This window comes from Nocardia sp. A7, from assembly GCF_046549215.1.
Taxonomy (GTDB): Bacteria; Actinomycetota; Actinomycetes; order Mycobacteriales; family Mycobacteriaceae; genus Nocardia.
In genome coordinates, this window is sequence record NZ_JAJPWE010000004.1 from 117,863 (window position 1) to 140,911 (window position 23,049).

Sequence of the window (23,049 nt, forward strand, 5' to 3'; positions counted from 1 at the left end):
CAGCGAGCCTAGCGACCTTGGTGGGCGAGGTCGCCGAGAAATCGGCATGCGTGATCCACACCGGTCAGCGTGAGCAGTCGGCTACGTGGCGGGCTCAATCCAGCGGCGCCGGTATCGGCGAATTCGCGCGCGCGGGTAGTGACCCAGGTCCAGTCCAGCTCGAGGTAGTCAGCTAAGTGGCGCAGGCGTTGGCCTGGCTCGGCGGCGGCGAGGACGGTGTGGGCGCGTGCCCAGCCGGTGGCGTCGCTGTACTCGCGCAGGGTAGGCCGGTGATCGGTGACATCGACGCGGACGTGGTCGGTGTTTGCCCAACTGGCCACGATCGCACGACGGCCGGGGTCGAGCACGAAGCCATGGGTGGCGGTGTATTCCGGTTCGCTACACACCACCACGGTGATGTCGACGGATTCGATAAGCGCGGCCGCGAGCAGCATCAGGACGCGTTCGGCGCGTTTGGACGCCGCGACCGCGTCGGGGGGAATGCAGAACACTCGACATTGCTCGGTGCCAGTGCCTGCGAATCGTGCCGCCGTGGTGGCCAGGTAGCGGTATTTGTGGGCGAACAACAGCCAGGTCGCGGCTTCCTCGCCGCGTTGCTCACGAGTCCAAATCGCGGGTGCGTCGCGAAGCTGGTCGAGGTGGGCCAGGATATGGCGGGCGCAGTAGTGCGAACCGAGCCACATCCGCGACACTGTCGAGAGCGCGGAGTCCTGGGCGGCAACATGCTCGACGGTGGCGGCGGGGTCGTGCGCGACCAGCCGGTTTTCGGCCGCGCTCAGTTCCGCGTCGTCGTCGAGCAGTGCGTCATCGAGGTTGGTCACCGCCCACAAGATCGCGTAACTGAAGTCGTCGAGCCGATACGCGGTCGGAATCAGTATCGGCGCACCAGGATTGGATGCGGCGAGTCGGGCGCGGACTCGTCGGCGATCCAGTGCGAAGTAGTTCGGTGTTTCCTCAGCGGCGACGGCGACGGCGACAACGAGGCCGCGTTGTGGACGTGCCAGCACTGGATGCTGGAGTAACCCCGCGTCGGTGCTGGCCAGAACTCGTCCGGCGTTAATCTGCGCCGAGACCAGGACTGTGGGGGTGCTCGCGCCGGGATAGAACCGGCCAGCCGGGGTGTGTACGGCCCAACCGTCGACCCCGGATTGTGTTGGCAGGTACGGTGATTCGCTGTCAATGATGGTTTCGGTGTCGAGCGATGACGGGTTGGCGATGATGCGCAGGAACTCGGCGCGCTGCTCGCTGTTGACGCGGCCCAGGGTGATCTCAAGCAATTCGGTAGTGAGCGAACGCAGTTCGACGCTGTGTCCGCGTGAGCGCCAGTTGCTGACGGTTTTGGGGTCCACGCCCAGGCGTTCGGCGAATTCGCGCACCGACTGGCCGGTAGCGCGTTGTAGTGCGGCGGCGTCGAACCCAGTCCATCCCCGACCCATCACCATGATGTCGTCCCCTGTAGGAGTGTGGTTACGCCCACGCTAGTCCCACACCACCCCCACACAACGCCATTCCCTGACATCGGCGAATACGCGAGTCTGGAACCCAACACCTCGACTACGAACGGAGAAGCCGGATGATTGTTCGGACGTTGGGCGACAGCGGAATTCGAGTCTCAGGCATGGGCGTTGGCTGCTGGGCGATCGGCGGTCCAGACACCAACCTGGGTCTGCCGATGGGCTGGGGGGAAGTCCCGGAATCGGCGGCGCTGGCGGGGCTGCAGCATGCGTTCGAGGGCGGGGCTACCTTGTTCGACACCGCCGACATCTACGGTCACGGCCGATCAGAACGGCGTATCGGGCGGCTGGTTTCCCAAGTGCGGCGTGAACAGATCCAGCTCGTGTCCAAGGTCGGCTACTTCGCGGGCACAGCCGCGCACGGCTACGACCCCGGCCACATGCGCCGCCAGCTCGAACAAAGCCTGGACAACCTCAATACCGACTACCTCGACGTGTACTTCTTCCACCACAGCGAATTCGGTCCCGGCAACCACCGGCTCGGGCTGGCGGTGGAGACGATGCACAGCTTCCTCGACGAGGGCCTGATCCGCGCGATCGGTATGCGCGGCCCGCATCGCTATGCCCCAGACCGTCTCGCCAGCGGCCCAAAAGCGGACAAGAACACTCAATTCCGCGACTTGTTCGCCCAGATCCGCCCCCAGGTGCTCGCGGTGCGCGACAACCTGCTCACCCCTCAGTCGCGGTCGACGAGCATTTTCAGCTTCGCCGAGAAACACGGCTGCGGTGTGCTGATCAACAAGCCACTCGCGCAAGGGTTGTTGACCGGCAGCTACACCAACGCGGTCGCACGGATATTCGGGCCCGCTGATCACCGTGCCCGCAAACGCTGGTTCACGCCCCCGGCGATCGAGCTGATCGAGCACGGCCTCGACCAGGTCCGCGCCCTGGTTGGCGATCGACCGCAAGATGTGATCGGGGTCGCTCTGTGGTCGTGTTTGGCACGCTCGGCCAACGCCGCGGTCCTGGTCGGGTTCGCCAACTCTGAACAGGTGGAGGTCAACCTCGCCGGCATGGCTCACCGGCCCGAAGACGAGGTGATCGAGCGGGTGCGCGCGATCATGGCCGACGTGCAGCGTCAACTCGACGCGTCCGGTGAGGTGTTCGTCGACGAGACACCGGTGGGAGCCTGGTCATGAGCCAGTCCGGCGTGCGGGTCTTGACCTGGAACGTCCAACACGCGTCCGCCTCGCGTGCCGGACGGCAAGTATCGTGGCTGACCCGTGTCGATGCCGACGCGATCGTGCTCACGGAGGTCTCAGCTGGCGCGGCCGGCGACGTGACCGCCCGGCAACTGCGCGACGCCGGCTACCGCGTGCACCTGCCAGACCCTGGCGATGACCGATACCGGGTGTTGCTGGCCGCGCGTGGGGTGCTCGACCCCGTGCAGGTCGACATCGCGGTGTCCCCGCACCGGTTCCCGCTCGCACGAGTCAAACAGGCCAGTGGTTTCGAGTTCGCGCTCACAGGGGTATACGTGCCCTCACGAGGCTCCGCCCCGTTCCGTAACGTCGCCAAACGCGCCTTCCAACACTCGGTCACCACATGCCTGCCCGGACTCGCGAAAACCCTTCCCTCGCTTCCGGTGATCGTCGCCGGTGACCTCAATGTCGTTGAACCGGGCCATATACCGCACTATTCGGTTTTCGGGGCCTGGGAGTACGACTTCTACCGCAGCTTCGCTGAGGCCGGATTCGTCGATGCCTTCCGGCTCAAACACCCCGACCTCATCGACCACTCCTGGCTCGGCCGACCCAGCGCTGACGGTACCCGCAACGGCTACCGATTCGACCACGCCTTCGTCAGCGCCGCGCATCGAAACATGGTGCACGAGTGCAGGTATCAGCATCGCCCGCGCAACAACGAGCTCAGCGACCACTCGGCAATGATCCTCACCCTGGCCAGCTAAGCCCCTATCCCGCTCCACCTCCTCTTCAGCGCCCGACAAAACCCTGCTCGGTACGCGCTGTGCCCCGTCGCGCCCTCATCCGGTCCCGCACCTCCTTAGATCGGCGATCCTCATGGACCTCACCAGCGCTGTTTCCACACGCATTCTCGATATCGTCGCCCGCGTCGGCGGTGACGTCTCCACCACCGCTTCCTTGCTACCAAACCTGCACGCCAGCGAACCGAACCCGCTGCGCGCGGCTTTGACCACCACCACGCCCGCCCGGGTCGTTGTCACCGGCACCGTCGAGCACCGCCTGCTGCTGGCCCAACACGACGACCCCGACCGATGGACGGTCGCCGAGCTGTCGGGAACCGCTCTGGGCAAGCGTGATTGGCCGAGCTGGGCGCGCGAAGGAATCAGCCTCGCCGATACCGGATCGTGGGTGAGCACCGCCATTGTCAGCCCGGTCGCCGTGCACCGGCTGACCCGACCCGACCTCCTGCTCGCGGCGCTGTACCACCCCGAGCACTTCCCGCTGCCGCGCTTCCCGCTGGCGATCAGCGATCTCGCTCGCGCCGCGCGGACCACGCTCAGCGGGCACACAACACTGATGGACATGCAGCTAGGCGTCGCCCTCGACGACATCACCGCCGCGATCACGACCACAACTCCCGATATCGTCGGGATTTCGGCGACCTTCGGCCAACACGACCTGCTGGTCAAACTCCTCGACGCGATCGACACCATGCCCCAGCGTCCACTCGTGCTCGTCGGGGGCAGCCTGACAGCCCGCAACGAGCACCTCCTACTGGAGCGTTGGCCGTGGTTGATTGTTGCGCGTGGTGCGGGCGAGCCGACCGTCGCCGACACCGTTGCCTACTTCCACCGCGACATCGAGTTCGACCAGATCCGTGGCATCGGCTACACCGGGGCCGCGCGCGGCGAAGGCGCCCTCACAGTGGGGCGCTATCGCAGATCAGCGGTCGTCCCCAACCGGGCACGCACCGACATCTTCCCCGAACTGGACCTGCTCGCCGCGACCTTCGCCCATCACGGGGTCGCGCAGCTGGAAGCATCCCGCGGTTGCACGAACTTCTGCTCGTTCTGCCCGCGCGGACACAAGGGCAGCTGGTCGGGTATCGCAGCCGACGCGCTGCCGACGATCGTGGAGGCGATGAGCGAGGTTTTCGACCGACACCCTCACATCGGGCGCACCCTCTACCTCGTCGACGAGGAATTCATCGGCCGCGGCCCTGACGCGCTCGACCGCGCGATCGAAGTCGCTGACGTGCTCGACCGGCACCGGTTCCGGTGGGAAACCTCCTGCCGCATCGACCAAGTCGTGCGCACCGATACCGACCGACAATGGCACATCGACCGCGCCCACATGTGGCGCACGCTGTGCGCGAAGGGGTTGCGGCGGTGCTTGTTCGGGGTGGAATCCGGCGTGACCTCGATTTTGGAACGGTTCAACAAGGAAACCACCAGCGAACAGAACGCGCTCGCGATCCGCACGCTCTCGGCCCTCGGCGTGCCGACCCGCTTCACCTACATCACCTTCGACCACCTGATGACCGAAGCCGAGTTTCGCGCCACGGTCGCGTTTCAGGCCCGCACCGACCTCATCCTGAAACCGTTGCCGCATCTGTCGGTCGATGAAATCGTCGATGGCGTAGCCGATCCCGACTTCATCGCCACCCACAGCACCGGCCGCCCCTTCTGCTCAGCGATCTCCTACATGATGGTGTCGATGGAATGCCTCATCGGCGCCGCCTACACCAAACAAGTCGCTGCAGCGGGGCTTGCCGGGGACACGCGCCCGTCGATGGGTCGGCTCGACGCCGAGTTCGCCGACCGGCGGATCGGACTGCTGTCTCGGCACGCCCAGCTGTGGGTCGACTCCAACTTCGCCCTCGACTACACCCTCAAATCGCTCGAGAAGGTTCTCGACGGTCCCGCCCGCCACGCCGCACGTGGTACCCGCGTCGTGATCAAAAGCGCGGCCTTCGCCCTGCTCGGCGACATGCTCGACATCCTCACCCGCACGCCCGTCGACACGGTCTCGCTGGACGCGATGGGCGAACAGGTACGCGCACGCATGGAAGCTCGACGCGCAGTGCTCATCGACCAGATGAGCACTGCGGTTGCCGAACTCGAAGCCGCCCTGCCCGCCACCGATCACTTACTCCTGGACGCCGAATTCACGCGCTGGCAGGCAAGAACTGGATGGGAACTGATCAACGCCGCAGACCCCTGCGGCACCTGACACAGCAAAAACCGTTGCGAGTCAAGCCTTTTCGGGGATGGGGACCCAGTTGAACTCCGGGCAGAACCGCGCATACGTGCACAACTTCCAGACCGCGTAGTCCTCCATGCGACCTGCGTTGCGCAGCAGGTGCTTGACCCAGGTGTGTGCGACCCGCTCCGGCTCGGTCATGGTGGATTCGATCTCGCCGAGCATCCGGCATGACACGGCGAAGTCTTCCTCGGTCAACGCGCTCAGGTCGACTTCGACATCTTCGACCTCGAAAGAGAACACCAATCGCGACGTCGAGAACCGGGTCTTGCGTTCCCCCTTGAACTGGGTGTGAGGAGCGAGCGCGGCCAGGAGCCGATCGCGTGCTGCGACGGGGTAGCCGATGCCCAAGTCGAGATCGCTGGACTCCAGATTCAGCTGCAACCCGAACGAGCCGACATCGCGAGACGGCCGCCCGGTCCAGTCCCGAATCATCTGCGCAGCTTGGGATCTCAGTCGTAAGAGGCGCTCATCGTGGTTGCGGCGCTGGTGCCAGAATTGCTCGGCGCGCGCATACTCGGCAGCGGAAAATACCGTTGGATCAGCCCATCTGTCAGCCAGAATCGCGTCCAGATCCAACGTCGAGGGAACCGGAGAAGCCGTCACGACAAGCAGACTACCCACCGACGATCACAGGCGAGGCAAAAAGGTGCGCGTCGAGCCATGTCTGGGCTTCGCGAGCATGTCGCCGATCCCAGCCCGGTCGATCTCCCGGCCTAGCTGCAACGGGGGTCCGCGGGTCACCCCCGTTCTGGGTCTGGTTATTCCGGTCGACCTCGGCCTCTCCGATGCGGAGTCCATACGCGGTCGGGCGGTCAAGGCCAGCGTTGTTGGATATGGCGTTCGCAAGCGAAGCAGATTGAGCTCGACCGGCTATGCACGAGACCATGGACGCATTGTGGGCAACGTAGAGCGCGGCACGAGATGGGGACCATGACAAGCAAACTGATTTTGAACTCAGCAGACGGCGTCGCGATCGAGGCAGCAACCGACTCTGCAGCCCCCGGCCCTCGGCGGGGCGCGGTGCTGTTGGTCCACGGGATCACTGTCGACATGGATGAAGGCGGTGGGATGTTCGTTCGGCTTGCCGACCAGCTGACCGCTGCGGGCTTTGATGTGATGAGGTTTTCGTTCCGCGGGCATGGCGGTAGTGGCGGTAGTTCTTGCGGTGTCACCATTGCTGGTGAATGCCTCGATCTTCAGACCGCCTTCGACGCCATCCGCGCACGGTTCGGCGGTCCGCTGTCAGTGGTCGCAGCGAGTTTCGGGGCAGTGGCGACTGCGCTTTCGTTGCCGTGGCTCAGCAACGATATGCATCGGCTTGTGTTATGGAACCCGGTGCTGGACTTGCGACGCACCTTTTTGGAGCCCGAGCTGCCGTGGGGGCAGGACAATTTCGGCCGCCACCAGTTAGAGGACCTGGCAAAGACCGGATCCCTGGCTGTGGACGGGGCGTTCGACTTGGGGCGAGTTCTGTTCTCGGAGTTCACCGTTCACGATCCCTTTGAGGTGTTAGTGAATTCCCAGGTGCCAGCCCTCGTTGTGCATGGCGATCAAGACACCGCTGTTTCCTATGAGGTGGCCGCCGATGCCGTCGCCAAGCGACCGGGGACTCAGTTGCACACTGTTGTCGGATCGGATCACGGGTTCGATTCATGCGCACGTGAAGATGAGGCGATCACGGTGACAGTGGACTGGTTGACCAGCGAGCACGAAGGCCACCTGTGATCCCCAGGGACCTGTACGGAAAGGTTGTGCTGAGCGACTTCGTGTACGTGGGTGAGTGGGCTACCCGAAGCAAGCTCGGCTGAGGGATGCGCTGAAGAGGCACAAGAGTTCCGGCGACCCAGTGACAATCGGCGCCAGGACCTTGATTTTCAACCAGGTGATCATTCATGAGGGCAGCTGGCTCGGTGTCGACTGCGTGGTCGATGACCGAGCCCGGTTGGGATACGGATGTCAAATCGGCCGACGGGATTGCGCGCAGTTAGTCGAGAGCCTTCAACGCTGTGGCCCACGGAACCGGATCACCCTCAGCGGTCCGAATGAAGCGCACACCCCACTCGGTGAGTGTGGATAGCACAGCAGCGACGGCGGGAAACTGGAACTGCGTCGCCCGAGCGTGGGGTACCGACCTTCTGGTGCTACTACCCGCAGGCAGGCCACGCGCTACCGACGATTGCCGAACTGGGTCGGCTACTGCGGATGCTGCACCAGTCCTCCTAGGCCCACCTTTTTACCTGGTCAGATGTACTTTCTGTACATTGGATGTTGTTGCCGGTAACCATTGGTCACCGGAGCCGCTTTTCGGACTTCTCGCGTCGACACCAGAAGGCCGGTACGCCCTGGGTCGTTTGAGTCGAGACGGTTGTCGTTCAACGCAATGTGTTGCCTACCTGGCTATTTCAGTAATATGTGGACTATGCACCGTGGGACCTGTCTGTTCTGACGTGGCGGCACAAGCCTATCCTCGCCGGTGTGAGTGAGGTTTCGGTGCAGGCGGTGACCGCGGATGTGGCCGCGAAACGGTTGGACGCGATCAGCGCCCTGTACCAGCAGGTATTCAGTGAGCCGCCGAATGTGGCCGAGTCTCCCGCGCAGCATCGCGGGTCGATGGTGCGGATGCTGGCGGATCCGAGTTTCGGGTGCGCGCTCGCGGACCGCGCCGGCGAGCTGGTGGGGTTCGCCTACGGGTACGGGTTGACGTCGGGCCGGTGGTGGGAGGGGCTGCGGGACCCGGTTCCGGAGGGATTCACCACCGAATGGCAGGGGCGCACCATCGCCGTCATCGACATCGGCGTCAGCCCGAGATGGCGGCGACACCGCATCGGCACCCAGCTGATGGAGGTTCTGTTGGCCGGGCGTAGCGAGGCGCGCGCGAGCCTGGGAGTGATTCCGGCGCTAACGGATTCGGCCAGGTTCTACGCCGCCACCGGGTGGGATCTGGTCGGCCGACAGGACAGTCCCCCAGGCACGGGCTGGACATCACCGGTGTTCGACGTCTACGTACGAGAACTGGCGGGGACCGGAAGCCGGTAGCGGCGCAAGGCGGCGTCGAGTTCGCGCACCGGTGAGGCGTTGTCCCACCGGTACATCTTGGTGCGCACATCGGTGAGCGTGGCGATCAGCCGGGGTGATCGGTTGGTCGCGGTCAGCTCGGCGGCCATGCGGGCGGCGGCCGCGGCGGCGTCGACATCGCCGGAACCGAGGTGTGCTTCGGCGAGATCGACGGCGTTGAACGCGCGGTTACGTGTGAATTCCTCTGCGATGCCGCTGTTTCCGTCGGTGAGCGCGTCGACCGCGGCCGCGGTCTCACCGAGGGTGAGCAGGCATTGCCCGAGGGTGGACACGGCCAGGCCGTCGTCGTAGAAGTAGGCGGGCGATTCGGTGGGGGTCACGGCCGCGCCGTGGTCGCGTGTGAGGCCGTCGAGCAGATCCAGGCATTCGCGGCGTTGTGCGGTCGCGGCATAGGCGCGAGCGGTCACGTCAGCGGCGTACGCACGCAGTCGCGGGTCCCCGGTCTGCGCGGCCCATTGTTGGGCGGCGACGCCGTGATCGACCCCGCGTCGGCCGTTCCCGCGCCAGGTCGCCAGGTGCGAGGCTTGGCAGAGGGTGATCGCGGCCAGCGTCGAGTCCTGCGCCTGGTGGGCGTCATCGAGTGCCTGTTCGTAGGCGGCTGCGGCTTGCGGGTACCGGCAGAGGTTGAAGAGCAGCCAGCCACTGAACCGGGCCAGATTCGATCGCAGGCCCAGCAAACGGCCGCGCAACGGATCGGTGTCGCCGCATCCGGACACGAGGGCGTCGGCGGTGCGATACTCGGCCGAGGCGATGTCCAGGGCGCGATGCGGGCCTACCGCGTCGTCGAGGAGCAGCGTGGCGGACAGGACCGCCTCCACCCGGTCGAGGATGTGGCCGGTGAGCGCGGGAGGGGGTTCCCACGCGGTGGTGTCTTCGAAGAGATCCGGGGCGTGTGGGCCACCGGGGGCGAACTGGTCGAGAGCGAGCGCCGCCGGCACGGCGGCACCCAGGCGCAGCACATCGCGACGATGCACGTCGTCCTCTCCTGGGAGTAGGGGCGCGGACGCCTCCCACTGTAGGTGCGCTGGCGGTGTTCTGATCGGTGCGGCGGGAAGTTGCGGGGTGACTGCCCGCCGGTTGTACAGCCCCAACATCGCGGGGTCGGAAGCCTTGAAAATAGTTTGCAGAGCTTGCCGATAGTGGCGCGGAGGCCACGTCACGCGACCGGCCAGCAGCCGCCGAATCGACTCGTCGGTATAGAGCCCCGGACGGCCGGTAGCGACACCAACAGCCGCATTGACCGCTTCGGCGGTGAATTGCTGAGACCACCCGCGGGCGTCGATCAGCGCCTTGAGCCGGGTGTTGCGGTGCCGCTGTGCGCCCATCGGTAGCCCCCCATGTAGCCGTGGAACTGGTTGCCGCTGAGAGTAATCCGAACGGTTTCCTATCCACTGGGTTTCACGCGAACCTGCGGGGTTGACAGTCGAACCTGCGGGGATTTCTGCGGGGGGTTTCTGCACTTCCTGACCGCGGCCGGGCACGGCAGGCTCGAAACCGGCGCGCTGCTGCGGTCGAGCCATCGCCCCCTTTGGTTCCTCAGCAGCGTGCCCACTTCCAGACCATGAGAGAGGCGCTCGATGAGCACACCGCACGTGATCGGGTACCTGAACCCGGAGATACCCGGGGTTCGGGTGGAATGGGTCAAGGCCCAGATCCGCCGTCGTGCAACGAAATTCGGCATTCGACTGGTCAACTGCCCGAATTCAACGGTGCATAGAACGACTCAAACGAGAGGACGGGCCCAATGACCTGGCAGGATCTCATCGGCGAACTCGACTCGATCGACTGGCTATCGCTTCTCTTGCTTCTCGCCCATATCAGGCCGGTTCGTCCCATGTCGCTGCCCAAGCGAATCCCCGGGCAGTACATAGCTGAGTTCGGTCCAGCACCTGTCGATCGTGTTCGTGTAGAGGTCCCCGGCCAGGTCGCAACTGCTGCCGAGCGTGCGCGGGCTGCTCGGTCGTTCCTACGTCGCCTGCCGATTTCGAATGCGAGGTCACAGGCATCCACCGCATCGTCGCTATCGCCACCGCGATGCCAAGCCACACTCCACCCGAGGAGCAGGCAATGACATACGCGAAAATACCTGCCTCCCTACAAGATTCGCCGCTCTCACGCAGCATGTTCTACCGGCGAATCTGTAGCCTGCCGACGTTCGTAGACACGGTGACAGGGCAGATCATGATGACGGCCGGATCGACCGGTGCGGTCATGATGCCGACCGACCTCGCCCAGCGGGTCAAGGTCGAGTTGCATCGCCGCAACGTCGGACCGTGCCCGATCATCGGCCACCCTCGCGCGCGGGCATGGTCCTACCTGATTCGTACCGCCGACATGCGCCCGATCGGTGACCCCGTCGCACTCGCCGAACTCTGGCGCGCGCACGTGGTCGTGGTCCGCGACGGCAACATCGTGTTGCCGTCCCCGAGCCCGGACCACCACGTCCATCGAACGTGGATAGTCCCCGCGACCACCCCCTTCCGGCCCTCCGGGAGCACGGTCTTGGCCTGTGTGCGCCACGTCCTGGACGCGGCCAAGCCGCGCAATCACGGCCCCTACTGACCTTGCCCAGAAGAGATTGCCGAAAGGAAAACAATGTCCGCCCGCGACGACAACCCGTGCCACTGGGCGCGCATCGAGCGCGCCTACCACCCAGACATCGTGCCGGACCCGATACGTACACCCGGCTACCTGCGCGCCTACATCGTCGCCGAGGGACACGCCATCGGGGTGGACGACCCCGATATCGAGGAAAGCGTTGCCGAGAGCATCGAAGATCAAGACACACTCGATTTGCCCGGTAGCCGGTACCACTGGCTCATCGGCGAAGCCGCATTGCTGCGCACCGTGGGAAGCGCCCACGTCATGACCGCCCAGATTCACGCGCTACTCGCGGCAGCCACCAAAGAAAACGTCGAGATCGGAATCATTCCACTCGACGCCCGATTCGTCACTCCCATAAGGCATTTCAGAGTCTGGGGAGCAGAAGGCGAAGAGGTCTGCGTCGATACCGAAGAACTTTTCGGCGTATCGGTCTCGCGCAGACGCCGCGACGTCGAACACGCCGACCGGAGCTTTCGACTCCTCACCGCCCAAGCCGCCTACGGCAACGACGCCCGCGCGATCCTCACGCGCGCCCTGTCCACCCACACCACCAACTAGCCACCCGGCACCCAGGGGGCACCGTGAACCACCCACAACCAGCCACCGCGCAGGCGGACACACCACACACCCGATGGCTGTTCACCGCCGCCGAGCGAGCGCTACCCCGATGACACCCCCGCCCCGGTCACCGTGCCCCGAGGAACCCGACATCCGATTACTCGTCCAATTCGCCACTGTTCGAATCGAATTCGCGGCGTGTCTCACGGCCGCGCTCGTGTTCGTCCAGGAGGTCGGTGCGCGCCGACCGTGCACCGTCGCGGTCGTGTCCGGGATGTGCGCAGGGTTGCCGCGCTTGCCGACTGAGCGGCTCTACCTGTTGCCCTGACGGCCCACACCCGCCTCGGCACACCCACAAAACCAACCTAATTCCCCATGAGCGACTGCTTTTACTGCCCTGACCTACGCAATCAGCAGGCATCTTCCGACCGATTGAATGGCCTTCGCGCCCGGTGAGGACCCCAGACACCTCACCACGGCCCGCGTGAAGGCGGCCCCGGACTCGTACCCGGCGATGTCGCGATGTCCGGGGCCCACCAAACCTTGTCGATAGCGACCGCCCCGCCACGGGCACGGCGCCGACGCTACAGACCACCTGAATACCTCGAACCAGCGGCGACCCCCCGAGCCGCGCCGGTTCGAGGGTGGGGAACCCCCGGAGGCCGCCCAACCGACCTCCGGGGGCACCCACACCACCCACTGACCAGCAACACTGGAAGGCCCCGACCAACTCCCACACCGTGCGCCCCTCGCCACGGGGCACCGGAGTTGGTCGGGGGCCTTCCGTCGCAGACGCGGCAGGAGCCCCCACCATGACCACCCGCCCACCGAACCTGATCGACCCCTACCAGCCCACCCCCGCACGCCTGCACAGTGTTTTCCTGGGCGGGAAAGACCACTACGAACCCGACGAGGCGCTAGCCGAGAACCTGTCGAGCAGCACGCTCAGGTCCGCGGTCACAGAATCCCGTCGCTTCACCCGGCGCGCGGTCGAATACCTGTCCGATCATCACGGGGTGTCCCAGTTCGTCGAACTCGGGTGCGGTCTGCCCCACACCCCTGACATTCACGACATCGCCGAACAACACAACAGCACTGCTCGGACGTTGTACGTCGACCCCGACATCCTCGCGGCCACTCATGGTCGCGCGATGCTGCACGAACCGCCTACTCGGTTCTTCACCGATACCGATATCACCGATACCGACGCGATCCTGAGCGACATCACCACGGTGATGGACATGACGGCACCGGTGGCGGTGTGCGTGTCGGGCACCGCGGAATGGATCAGCGACGCCCCCGCCGTGCTCGCGGCGTTGACCAACCAATTCCCGGTCGGGACATGGATCGTGCTCACTCACATCACCGACGAGTTCTACCCCCACCACATCCAAGCCGCCGTAGAAACCCTGCGCCGCGCGGGCATCCCGTTCCACCCACGCGGACGAGACGAGATCACGGCCATGCTCGCCGGGTACCAGCTCGTCGTACCCGATCTGATCGCCCCGCACCGGTGGGCACCCACCCTCAACCGCGACGACGACAACAGCGAGAGCGACGGCGACGACGGTATTCGGCGGGTGTCGGCGACCGCGCCCCGCCATCGCGCGGCGTGGGACCTGAGCGCCTACGCCGCCATCGGACAACGACAGCAGTAGAGGACAGGACCGAACCGGAACCGGCGTCAATCGGATCCTCAGTGTGATGGTTCGGCGATACAGTTAAAGTTGCCGGCCCGAAATTAGTGGTTCTATTGATGTGGGGAGTGGCTGTGGCCATTGATCTTTCGTGCCCTCCATGGTGCGTAGAGCATTCGGCGCGAGATGTGGACGACGTCGGCTGCTGGACACACTGGGGTCCTGCGCTGGTGACAGAGGTCGCCGAGGTCGTATTCATAGGCGTAGTTCGTAAAGTGGTTGTGCGGCTCTGCGTCCGCGATTGGGCGGAAAGCCGACAGTGTTCTATCGAACTGGTCGACCCTCATGGAGCCGTCGTGGAACTGACGGTGGCCGATGCTCGCGCGGTGGCAAATATGCTTATCCGTAGCGCGGACTTGCGACTGGAACCGGCCGAGGGCACTTGTCCCTCGTGGTGCGAGGGACACCGCCAACCCGACCCTGATTGTCCCGAAGACGGTCTCGAACATTGTGGACCCTACCTGGCGATCGTGGTCCCTGGGCGCGATGGCTTAGGTGTCACGATCGGCACGCGGGTGAGTGCGGTCGAAGAAAACGGCTCACGTCGTGTCTCGCTGTACATGGTCGTGCAATCGATCGCGACGGAACTGGAAGGTGATGAGGCGTGCAAGCTCATCGCTCACTTGCTGGACTGCTCGGACCTCGGGGCAGCGGGTATCCATATGGATACTTTGTGAATGTTGCGTGGTCATCGGCACCGAAGACGACCTGCGTGCCGCGATTGCCGACGGTCTGTTGGAAGTTGGGGGTGTCTCGCGTGCATCGTCTCGGGATCGCCAGGCGGCTGTAGAGCGCGGCGTCGCCGATCAGCAGATGGACCTGGACTCGATCGTCGGAAACGGAACCACTGTGGTTGTGGGATAACGCAATTCACATTTCCTCGGATGCACGGTCAGAGTTTCGGCCGTAGTGTCGGGTCATGACGGAAGCGAGACCGGAGCTGCCCATCTCCTCACCGCAGCAGCGGCGCGAGAGCGCGCGCGAGGATCTGACCGGAGTGATCAAGGAGTTTCTCCAAGCCGACTACTACCTCATGGACGGGGTGCGTTTTGCTATCGAGAACGGGGTGACACCCGAGGAGATCCGAGCAGAGTTGGCGGACTTCGGCCTGGCCGAAGAGGCCGACCGGGCGTTGGCCGCGCCGTCGTTGATGGCGAGGATCGACCGGGTGTTGACCGAGGCTGGTATCGCGATGCGCGCTCCCGCCGATGGCGAGGAGCTGTGGCTGGATGTGAGCAGCCCGCGACGGCGCGGGGTGATGGTGCAACACGGCGATGGCGGCGCCGGTCCTTCCCAGCCGCCAGACCTCGAGTTCATGCGCCAGGTCGCCGAGGTGGCCGTCCCCGCGCTCTACGATGCCGGATACCAGTTGGCCTCACTCGATGCTCGCCGGATCAGCCCGCTCGACCGGGACCAGGCATTGGCCGAGTTCTCTTGCTCAACTGACGATTTCGCCGTCCTCGTCGACGATCATCGCGACCAGAGTGTGCCCAGCCCTGCAGCACCCGACAGCCCCAGGCCAGCGACCGCCACGCGGCGGCCCCGACTGCGACACCGCTGAACTACCCGCCCGTGACAAGCAAGCAACAACTGCGGCGGCCGTTTCGGGACGGCAACGTCGCTGGTTTCGCCGCAGGCTCCTGCCCGCGATTCGGCACATATGGCCAGCGGGATGGCACGCAAAGTCAGCGCCCCGGTGACGTTCTATGCAGAACGCAGCCGCGGGCCTGGACATCCTGGTCAACAACGCGGGCATGACCCTTATGAAAGGCGTCGACATCATGGCGCCCGCGGAATTGGACACCCTCGTCGCCACCACTGTCCGCGCCCCATTTCCTGGTGCAAGGCGTTTTCGACCGGCTCCGTGACGGCGGCCCGCGTCGTGAATCTGTCCTCGCCGTCACCCGGTTGGCGATCCCCGACACCATGACCAAAGGCGCCATCGACAGCTTCACCCGCGTCCTCGCCCGGCCCCTCGGCCCGCGCGGCCTCACCGTCGCCCCCGGTTAGGTACTCACGGATATGAACGCCTGGCTCATCGACAACCCGACGGTCAGCGCGAAGCCTCGTCCAACGGCGCCCTCGGCCGCGTAGGCCGCCCCGCTGATATCGCCTTCTACCTCGTCAGCGACGACGTCCGGTGGATCACGGGCCAAACCCTCGACGCCAGCGGTGGTTCTGCCCTCAAGCGAGTGAGACCTGTTGTGCCGCAGTCGATTACGTTCACAATTGTGCGTCGAAGTCAGGGTCGGCTCGAGCTCTCTGATCTGGGGGCCAGGCAGTTCGAGACTGCCCCTGTTCGGTGCAGCGCCCGGCGAGGCTCAGGCTGGAGCATGTAGCGGTCACCAAGAGTTCGTGCGAGCGCATGCAGAGGTGTGGGTTTGTGTGTCATCGATTCTGGCGGGGAATCGGTCGGCGGTGTCGGGTGCGTCGGGCTGGCCGAGTTGAGGTTGGTCGGATCTGATTGGCTGACTGAGGCTTTCGACGGCCGGTCGATGGTCGGTGAGTTTCCTCGATGGCGGCGGTGATGTCGGCGGCGGTGAGGTACCAGCTACGGCCGGCCTTGTGACCGGGGAAGCGACCAGCACGCAACTGTTGGAGATACCAGCGCTCAGACTTGCGCACGGCCAGCGCCCCGACGGAGACGGGATAAGTCTGCTCGTATGTCTCGGGCGCGCGAGGTTCGAACTCGGGCACAGTGCCGCTGGCGTCGTTCATAGTCAGCTCCAGTTGGTAAACCGATTATCGAAGAATGTCGTTCCCTACTAATAGCGTGGCTGCGGTTGCATTTTGCCATTCCATGTATCGCTGCACCAGCAAATTTTTCGGAGGAATGGCCAACGCGGGTCGCGGGGTTCGCCGGTTTTCCGCTGTGGCAAGGTACTCCGCCTGGTAGCCGACCGAGGTAGTCGGCTGATCAATGGCGAGGCTGTGCCGTCAGGTCGAGGTGGCGACCAAGATCAATAAGACCGTGTGGTCTGGTGGGTCGAGCGACTCCACTTTGGCGTGTCGGGCGGCGTGTCGGGAATTATTTTGTCTCAGTCGGATCCGGTGGTCTGGTTGGTTGCTCGGACAGAATGAGGAGGAAGACGTTCTCGCTCTGGGCTGTGAGGGTGAGGCTGTAGGAGGCGGTCCGTCCGGTGACAGGGTGGTGGACTTCCGTGAGATCGCTGGGGTCGCGACCGTAGGCGGTGTGCACGCCATCGTTCCAGCGGTTCTGGAATTCGGTGACGGGACGTAGGTGGTGGAAGAGGGTTTGGACTTGTTCGGAGTCTCGGTAGCGGCCGGCGATGCCCCGGACGATCGCGGTGGTGAGGTCGGCTTCGTGGGGCCAGTTCGGCAAGATCTTCTTGGCGGTATCGGAGAAGATCCACACCGGCATCAACTTTCCGGGCCCAAGGCCGAGTGCGGCGGCCTGGAAAGCATCATTGCAGGCCAAGACAGTCCAAGCGGAGTCGACGTAGGCGGCGAGGTCGCTGCGCTGGTGCAGGTGAGCCATCAGCGCCGTGTTGGTGGTCACGGCCTCGCGCAAGACCGCGGTGGGCTCGAGGTCGACCGCTGTCGCGCGTAATTCGCGCAGGTGACGCGCCGTTATGGGGTCGAGGTCATAGCCGATGATGATGTGGTCGAGGAAAGCTTCGGTAGGTGTGCGGCGGTTTCGTTCGATGTCGGCGAGGTAGCTGCGGCTGACACTGAGGTGTGCGGCGGCGGTGTCGCGGGTGAAACCGCGCTCCTCACGGATCAATCGGCAGGTGTGTCCCAGGGTCGGGACGGTCAGCGGTAGTGAGTGTTGAGAATCGGATTGTGCGCCAGACGTGGGATCGCGACTCAACGGAGCCCCCTCCTTCAAGGTCTTCCATGACAGAACGAAAAAAGTTATGTTGAACGGTTATCCCCCAGGTGATGGTTCGTTCTTACCAGAATGGGTAGACACCGGCAACCGCTTGGGCGGCGTCGTCATCGAATCCGGTTGCCGGGGAGGCAGCCCCAAGGCGCACGCCCGGCGTAGCGAACACACTTGTCCCCCAAGCATTTTGGCAGGGTTGGCCGCTGCTGCATCCTTCGGCACATTGTCAGCAAATCCGCTGATGCGGCGATAGATCGCAAATACCGCAGTTGTCGGTACCGCAGACTGCATACCCGAAAAGGCTGGATTTGCGGGGTGTTACAGCGTTTGGATGGAGTTGCAAGTTCGCCTTGAACTCGCAAATCCGAAGCTGGTGAAAGGAACTGGACCGTGGATCCCTTCGTATTCCTGGGCTACATCAACGCAGGTCTGTCGGTGCTGTCGAACGGCCTGTTCGTCGCATCGCAGGTACTGAGCCTGATCGTGCCCTTCATCTGACCGAGAAGGTCTGAAAAGCATGCTCCCACAGCGTGATCCGCTGTGGGAGCAGACAGTCTGACCCGCGCCGCTCGCGCGCAAATCCCCTCACAGACCCTGATCCCCCAGTGGGAAGGCTTATTTCGTCATGCCCAAATCCTCATCTTCCTCAACCGTGGACGACGCTACGACATGGTTTCGCGACGGCAGATCGCGAATTCGGACTCCTTCAGGCGCCAGGCGCGCGGGTCGCATCGCGGTGGCTGCGTTGGTTCCGGTCGCGGTGATGGTCGCCGCAGCTGGCGGTGCCCACGGCGCCGACTCCTTGGTTGCCATCGCCGATCAGCCCGGCGTGACCGGCCCGGCACAACCGGGCACTACAGCGCCCCCGCCGCCCGCACCGGAGCCTGCCCCCGAACCGGCACCAGCGGAACCCGCCCCCGCCCCGGCGCCGCCGGTGTACTACGCGCAACCCCCTGAAGTGCGTAATGCTCCCTCGCGTCCGGCTCCCGCGCCGGAGGAACCGGTCGAACCGATCCGGATCGAGGACCTGCATCTACCGGAGCCGGTCGAGCCCGTCGCGCCGATCGAGGCGCCGGAGAACACTATTCGCGTCGGGCAGTGGCAGACCCCACGCCCGGACTGGGTCCCCCCGGAATACGCCGACGCGATCAACGACACTGTGGCCGGAGCAGAAGCGCAGGTCGCGACCGCGCTGGACTCGATCGGTATCCCCGCCGGACGTTCGGACCGGGTGTCCGGTGCGACGCTGGCCGGTGCCGGGATCGGCGGCGCTGTCGGCGCGGTCGCCGTCGGCGCTCCAGCGGCCGTCGCAGGAGCGGTGGTCGGTGGTCTGGTGGGTGGCACCATCGGCGGAATCGCCGGAGCGGCCCTTGGCACCCTTGTACCGGTGCCGGTGATCGGCACGGTGACCTCCGGGGTCGCCGGGACCGCGCTGGGTGCCGCCGCCGGTGCCGCCGCCGGTGCGGTGGTGGCCGGTGTCCCGGTCGGGGCTGTCGGTGCCGTGGCTGCAGGGACTGTCGGCGCCGGCTTCGGCGCCGGTGTCGGAGTGGGGCAGCCATGACAGCCCGAGACCGGCGCACCCGCAGCGCGGCACGGGTAGTGGCGGCGGTCGCGGTCGCTGCCACCGTCGGGTCCGGTGCCGCGACCTTCACCGATTCCCCAGCGGCGGCAGTGCCGATCGAACCAGGATGCCCGGCCCTGTACGTGCTGGGAGTGCAGGGCACCGGCCAGTCCTCACCGGCCGCGGATCCGCTCGCCGACACCGGAGTGGTCGGGGCGCTCATCGCCCCGGTCTTGAGCGCAGCCCCTGCGCTGGTGCAACGCTCCTATATTCCCTACGGCGCGGGTTTCGGCGGTGTCGTCCCCGGCGGTGGCCCGGACCCGTACTCGGTGTCGGTCTCCGACGCCCGCAACCAGCTCGACGCCGCCGCCACCGAGATCGCCGAAACCTGCCCGGAGACGATGATCGCCGGTGTCGGGTATTCGCAAGGGGCGCAAGCGATGTCGAACTTCGCCGCCGACATCGGAGCAGGTTCAGGGCCGATCAGCGCGGACCGAATCGCCGGAATCGCGTTGTACGCCAACCCCGACCGCGCTCCGGGCTCGCCGGTGATTCCTGGGCGACCGGGACAGATCGTGCCCGATCCCGCGCCAGGCACCAGCGGCGCCGCAGTGTCGCAGGTCGCGATCACCAACCCGCCCGCCGGCGGGGGCGGTATCGCCGGAGCGATCAGCTACGGCGACTTGAGCGGCCGTGTCGCGGACATCTGCACCGACGGGGATCTGGTCTGTTCTGCCCCGGACCGCGCCGCGTTCCTGCGGGTCGGGGCCGAGATCGCCGCACAGGCGGACTTGCGAAACCCGATCGCTGCGCTGGGCACACTCAACGGGCTGCTCCACGCCGCACTCGGGGACGCCTGGTCGACAGTGATTCTCGAGGACTTCGTCGTCGGCGACGGCAATGTCGACTACCTCCCACAGCAGGGCCTCGCGGCCCGGTTGGTTCAGGCCGCCGACCCGCGTAACCCCGTCCCCGACGGCGGGGTCGCAGCGGCCAGGTGGGGTGAGATCGTCGCCACCGTCGCCGCGAATCCCATCGTCTTGCTGCCCGAGCTCGCAGGACAACTTGCAGCGGCCTGGGGGCAATTGCTGGCCGACAACGCCGACCTGGTCAACCCCGCGGTGCTCGCACGCTACGCCGACACCGTCGGCCGCCACAACAACTACGCGACCAGCGGCCAACTCGCCACCGGCGTGGCCTGGCTGGTCGCTCTCGCCCACGACATCGCAGGACGGTAACCCATGAGCACCCAGGTGAGAGCCGAATCCACCCGCGATGACGTGTTCTATCTGCCTGTGCCCGAGGACTTCACCCAGCGCGCGGGAGAACTCCTGCGCGCTCGAGAGGTTCAGGTCAAGACGCTGGCGTGCGCTGAGAAGGCATGGCAGGTGGTGTATTCCACCCGCACCAGCGCCCACGCCCCCATACCGGCCTCGGCGCTCGTGCTCACCCCGAAACACTCGACCGCCACCTCCACTCTGCTGTACTGCCCGAGCTTTCGTGGCCTGGGCGGAGCCGTCGCGCCGTCGCAGGTTCTGCCAGAGGCTGTCGCCGACCCCGTGCTGGCCGACGTCGCCGCGGCGTTGGAACGCGGGTGGGCCGTGGCGATCCCGGACGGACAGTGCCTGGGCATGACCGGACTGGGCACGTACCCGTTCCTGGCCGGGGTCGCGGGGGCGCACACCGTGCTCGATCTGGCCCGCGCCCTGCCCGCTATCGGTGACCTCGACGTCTCCGGCGGGTTCGTGATCTGGGGCTACGCAGACGGCGGTCGTACCGCGATCTTCGCCGCCGAGCACCACCCGATCTATGCCCCGGAGGTGGATCTGCGCGGGGTCGCCGCCGGTGCTGTGCCGGCCAACCCGCGTGCCCTGGTCGCCGAGCTCAATGGCGGCCCCTGGTCCGGGCTGGTCATGGCGGCCATGGTCGGACTGAGCAGCGCCTATGCCCGCCTGCCCGTCACCCATGTATTGACCGAGGACGGACGCCGCGGCTTGGCCCACGCGCAGACCTTGACCGCCGAGCAACTGCTCGACTCCTACCGCCACATCCCGATCGGGACATGGTGTGAGCGCCGCGAACCGTGGAACGACCCGCTGTGGCGCTACGTCTTGGCCGCAGAAGCCGCCGCCCACCACGCCCCGCAGGTGCCGGTCCACCTCTACCACGGCACCGAGGACGCTTTCATCCCGATCGCCATGAGCCGGGGATTGTTCGCCGAATACCGCGTCCTCAACGTCGATCTGAGTTGGCGCGAATACGCCACCGATCATGCCCGCGCGGCCGTCGAAGGCGCCCCGGAGGCCCTGACTCGATTGGGCGCCGCACTGCTGCGACGGCCCACCAGACCCAGCCGATCGGCTGAGTCCCAGACCACCTGAATGCCGTGTCTGCCCGCCTCGCGCACCCCTCGCCGAGCGAGGCGGGCAGGCACAACCGATCGAGGTGATACCCATGCATTTTCCTCCCATCCGCACTCGACTCCGCAGCGCCGCGATCCTGCTCATGCTGGTCGGCACCGTTACCGGAACAACTACGGCGACAGCTGAACCCGACGTCACCGACACCTGCCCTGCCCTGTATGCGCTGGGCGTGCAGGGCAGCGAAGAAGGCTCGGTCGACACCGGCAGCGACACCGGCGCGCTCGGACAACTTTTCGGCCCGGTCACGGCCTCGGCGGGCGAGCTCGTCCAGCGCGCCTACGTGCCTTACGGGAATAGCGACGACGGCACCGCCTTGACCTATGACAACGCCGTCGATGACGCCGCGCGACGCTTGGAAGACATGGCCGGTGAAATCCTCACCCGTTGCCCCAGCACGCGGTTGGCCGTGGCCGGATACGCCCATGGAGCAGCCTCGGCCGCCCAGTTCGCCGAAAAGGTCGGGGCGGGGAACACCCGCATTAATCCCGACCAGGTCGCCGCAGTCGCGCTCCTAGCCAATCCCTCGCGAACCGCCGCCACCGCGGTCCTGCCCGGCCTGCCGCAGTCGACGACACCGTCAGCGGCACCAGGAACCGCCGGAACACAGGTGTCGAAGATCACCCTGCTCAATCCGACGCTGACCGGAGCGGGGATCGCCGCGGCCGGTGACAGCGCGGTCGACTTCGGGAAGCTGATCGGTAGGGTCGCGGATCTGTGTGTAGCCGGTGACGCCACCTGCGACACCCCTGCGGGCAGTCCTTTGGCCACCGCGGCGGCCAATATCGCTGCCCGCACCGATACCGGTGATCCGATCGCGGCGATCTCCACCATCGCCAACGCGCTGGCGGCAACGGTGTTCACCACCGCGGTCGGCGTGGTGAACGAGGACCTGTCCGGTACCAGCCTGGACCAACTGTCCTACCAGCCGACCAAAACCCTCGGCCAACGCGTGGCCGAAGCCTCCGACCCCGCGACTACCCCACCGAGCCAGACCGACGCGTTGGGGGCGCTGTTCAAACTCGGCACGATCGGGCTCAACGCCGCGATCACAGTGGCGCGCACAGTGATCACCCCGGCCACCGTGGCCGAGCTGGCGACCGTGGGCATGGCCGATCCACTCGCCGCGGTCGCGGTTTTCGGCGCGAAACTCGCCGGCGCGGTCGTCGAACTCATCCCACCGCAGACCGCCAGCCGGTGGATCGAGCAGGCGTACACCGCGATCACCAGCACCGTCACCGAACCCGATCAGCTCTACACCCTGGCCGGGACCGCCCAATACAGCGCCACCACCGGGCGCCACGGCTCCTACGACACCGTCTCCGCCGCCACCAGCGGCAGTTCGACGCTGCGCACCGTGGCCAACTGGTTCATCGCCGTCGCCCGTGACATGCCAACGGCCACAACCCCACAGTCTGGCAGGCCGACGACCTCGCCCCCACGATCGAGCACCTCTACCGCTCCGCCGACGCCGCGCTCCTCACCCACGACACCGGCGGCGCCATCGACCGGTCAGTCCCCGGCCACCACCGGACGCTGACCCCAGGCCCCTTCGGGCGGGCAGGACCAGCCGACGTACCCGA

General features: G+C 65.8%; 20 protein-coding genes. 16 read left to right on the forward strand and 4 right to left on the reverse strand.

What is annotated here, in order from left to right; translation table 11 throughout:
* Window positions 1-8 precede the first annotated feature (8 nt).
* The gene (locus ACLJPD_RS22465) at window positions 9-1,442 is read right to left on the reverse strand and encodes a hypothetical protein (protein ID WP_410874659.1); all 1,434 of its coding nucleotides are present in this window, start codon (window positions 1,440-1,442) and stop codon (window positions 9-11) included.
* A gap of 131 nt (window positions 1,443-1,573) precedes the next feature.
* Between ACLJPD_RS22465 and ACLJPD_RS22470 the strand changes: the two genes are divergently transcribed.
* From ACLJPD_RS22470 to ACLJPD_RS22480, 3 genes are all read left to right on the forward strand, one after another.
* Window positions 1,574-2,653 (forward strand): aldo/keto reductase, encoded by a 1,080-nt coding sequence (locus tag ACLJPD_RS22470; RefSeq protein WP_410874660.1) that lies wholly within the window; start codon window positions 1,574-1,576, stop codon window positions 2,651-2,653.
* The gene (locus tag ACLJPD_RS22475; protein ID WP_410874661.1) at window positions 2,650-3,423 is read left to right on the forward strand and encodes an endonuclease/exonuclease/phosphatase family protein; all 774 of its coding nucleotides are present in this window, start codon (window positions 2,650-2,652) and stop codon (window positions 3,421-3,423) included. The genes ACLJPD_RS22470 and ACLJPD_RS22475 overlap by 4 nt, the downstream gene beginning before the upstream one ends.
* Before the next feature lie 112 nt (window positions 3,424-3,535).
* Entirely contained in the window at window positions 3,536-5,671 is a 2,136-nt protein-coding gene (locus ACLJPD_RS22480; protein WP_410874662.1) for a B12-binding domain-containing radical SAM protein, read from the forward strand.
* 21 nt (window positions 5,672-5,692) lie between these two features.
* Here ACLJPD_RS22480 and ACLJPD_RS22485 read toward each other — a convergent pair whose 3' ends face one another.
* Entirely contained in the window at window positions 5,693-6,307 is a 615-nt protein-coding gene (locus ACLJPD_RS22485; protein ID WP_410874663.1) for a hypothetical protein, read from the reverse strand.
* Between the two features lie 327 nt (window positions 6,308-6,634).
* On the opposite strand from ACLJPD_RS22485, the gene ACLJPD_RS22490 reads away from it, so the two are divergent.
* Complete coding sequence (locus tag ACLJPD_RS22490) at window positions 6,635-7,429, forward strand: alpha/beta hydrolase (RefSeq protein WP_410874664.1); 795 nt, start codon at window positions 6,635-6,637, stop codon at window positions 7,427-7,429.
* A gap of 750 nt (window positions 7,430-8,179) precedes the next feature.
* Entirely contained in the window at window positions 8,180-8,740 is a 561-nt protein-coding gene (locus ACLJPD_RS22495) for a GNAT family N-acetyltransferase (RefSeq protein ID WP_410874665.1), read from the forward strand.
* On the opposite strand, the gene ACLJPD_RS22500 is transcribed toward ACLJPD_RS22495, so the two are convergent.
* Window positions 8,704-10,104, reverse strand: a complete 1,401-nt coding sequence (locus ACLJPD_RS22500) for a hypothetical protein (protein ID WP_410874666.1) — start codon at window positions 10,102-10,104, stop codon at window positions 8,704-8,706. The genes ACLJPD_RS22495 and ACLJPD_RS22500 overlap by 37 nt on opposite strands.
* A gap of 742 nt (window positions 10,105-10,846) precedes the next feature.
* Here ACLJPD_RS22500 and ACLJPD_RS22505 point away from each other — a divergent pair.
* The 7 genes from ACLJPD_RS22505 (at window position 10,847) to ACLJPD_RS22535 (ending at window position 15,648) form a co-directional block, all read left to right on the forward strand.
* Window positions 10,847-11,341 (forward strand): DNA-directed RNA polymerase subunit beta, encoded by a 495-nt coding sequence (locus ACLJPD_RS22505; RefSeq protein ID WP_410874667.1) that lies wholly within the window; start codon window positions 10,847-10,849, stop codon window positions 11,339-11,341.
* Window positions 11,342-11,374: 33 nt separating this feature from the next.
* A complete protein-coding gene (locus ACLJPD_RS22510; RefSeq protein ID WP_410874668.1) occupies window positions 11,375-11,941 on the forward strand; it encodes a Scr1 family TA system antitoxin-like transcriptional regulator in 567 nt (188 codons plus the stop codon).
* An 812-nt stretch (window positions 11,942-12,753) separates the two neighbouring features.
* Window positions 12,754-13,599 carry an SAM-dependent methyltransferase gene (locus tag ACLJPD_RS22515; RefSeq protein ID WP_410874669.1) on the forward strand — a complete coding sequence of 282 codons (846 nt, stop codon included), beginning with the start codon at window positions 12,754-12,756 and terminating at the stop codon, window positions 13,597-13,599.
* 335 nt (window positions 13,600-13,934) lie between these two features.
* The gene (locus ACLJPD_RS22520) at window positions 13,935-14,315 is read left to right on the forward strand and encodes a DUF6907 domain-containing protein (RefSeq protein ID WP_410874670.1); all 381 of its coding nucleotides are present in this window, start codon (window positions 13,935-13,937) and stop codon (window positions 14,313-14,315) included.
* Window positions 14,316-14,557: 242 nt separating this feature from the next.
* The gene (locus ACLJPD_RS22525; protein ID WP_410874671.1) at window positions 14,558-15,199 is read left to right on the forward strand and encodes a hypothetical protein; all 642 of its coding nucleotides are present in this window, start codon (window positions 14,558-14,560) and stop codon (window positions 15,197-15,199) included.
* A gap of 145 nt (window positions 15,200-15,344) precedes the next feature.
* Window positions 15,345-15,506, forward strand: coding sequence for a hypothetical protein (locus ACLJPD_RS22530; RefSeq protein ID WP_410874672.1), 162 nt, complete (start codon window positions 15,345-15,347; stop codon window positions 15,504-15,506).
* On the forward strand, window positions 15,478-15,648 hold the full coding sequence (locus ACLJPD_RS22535) for a hypothetical protein (RefSeq protein WP_410874673.1): 171 nt from the start codon (window positions 15,478-15,480) through the stop codon (window positions 15,646-15,648). Before ACLJPD_RS22530 ends, ACLJPD_RS22535 begins: the two co-directional genes overlap by 29 nt.
* 1,018 nt (window positions 15,649-16,666) lie before the next feature.
* Here the strand turns inward: ACLJPD_RS22535 and ACLJPD_RS22540 are convergent.
* Window positions 16,667-17,488 (reverse strand): helix-turn-helix domain-containing protein, encoded by an 822-nt coding sequence (locus ACLJPD_RS22540; RefSeq protein ID WP_410874674.1) that lies wholly within the window; start codon window positions 17,486-17,488, stop codon window positions 16,667-16,669.
* A 733-nt stretch (window positions 17,489-18,221) separates the two neighbouring features.
* On the opposite strand from ACLJPD_RS22540, the gene ACLJPD_RS22545 reads away from it, so the two are divergent.
* The 4 genes from ACLJPD_RS22545 (at window position 18,222) to ACLJPD_RS22560 (ending at window position 23,006) form a co-directional block, all read left to right on the forward strand.
* Window positions 18,222-19,046, forward strand: coding sequence for a hypothetical protein (locus ACLJPD_RS22545; RefSeq protein WP_410874675.1), 825 nt, complete (start codon window positions 18,222-18,224; stop codon window positions 19,044-19,046).
* Window positions 19,043-20,284, forward strand: coding sequence for a cutinase family protein (locus ACLJPD_RS22550; RefSeq protein WP_410874676.1), 1,242 nt, complete (start codon window positions 19,043-19,045; stop codon window positions 20,282-20,284). The genes ACLJPD_RS22545 and ACLJPD_RS22550 overlap by 4 nt, the downstream gene beginning before the upstream one ends.
* Window positions 20,285-20,287: 3 nt before the next feature.
* Window positions 20,288-21,427, forward strand: coding sequence for a lipase family protein (locus ACLJPD_RS22555; protein ID WP_410874677.1), 1,140 nt, complete (start codon window positions 20,288-20,290; stop codon window positions 21,425-21,427).
* A 73-nt stretch (window positions 21,428-21,500) separates the two neighbouring features.
* On the forward strand, window positions 21,501-23,006 hold the full coding sequence (locus tag ACLJPD_RS22560) for a cutinase family protein (RefSeq protein ID WP_410874678.1): 1,506 nt from the start codon (window positions 21,501-21,503) through the stop codon (window positions 23,004-23,006).
* Window positions 23,007-23,049: the final 43 nt, after the last annotated feature.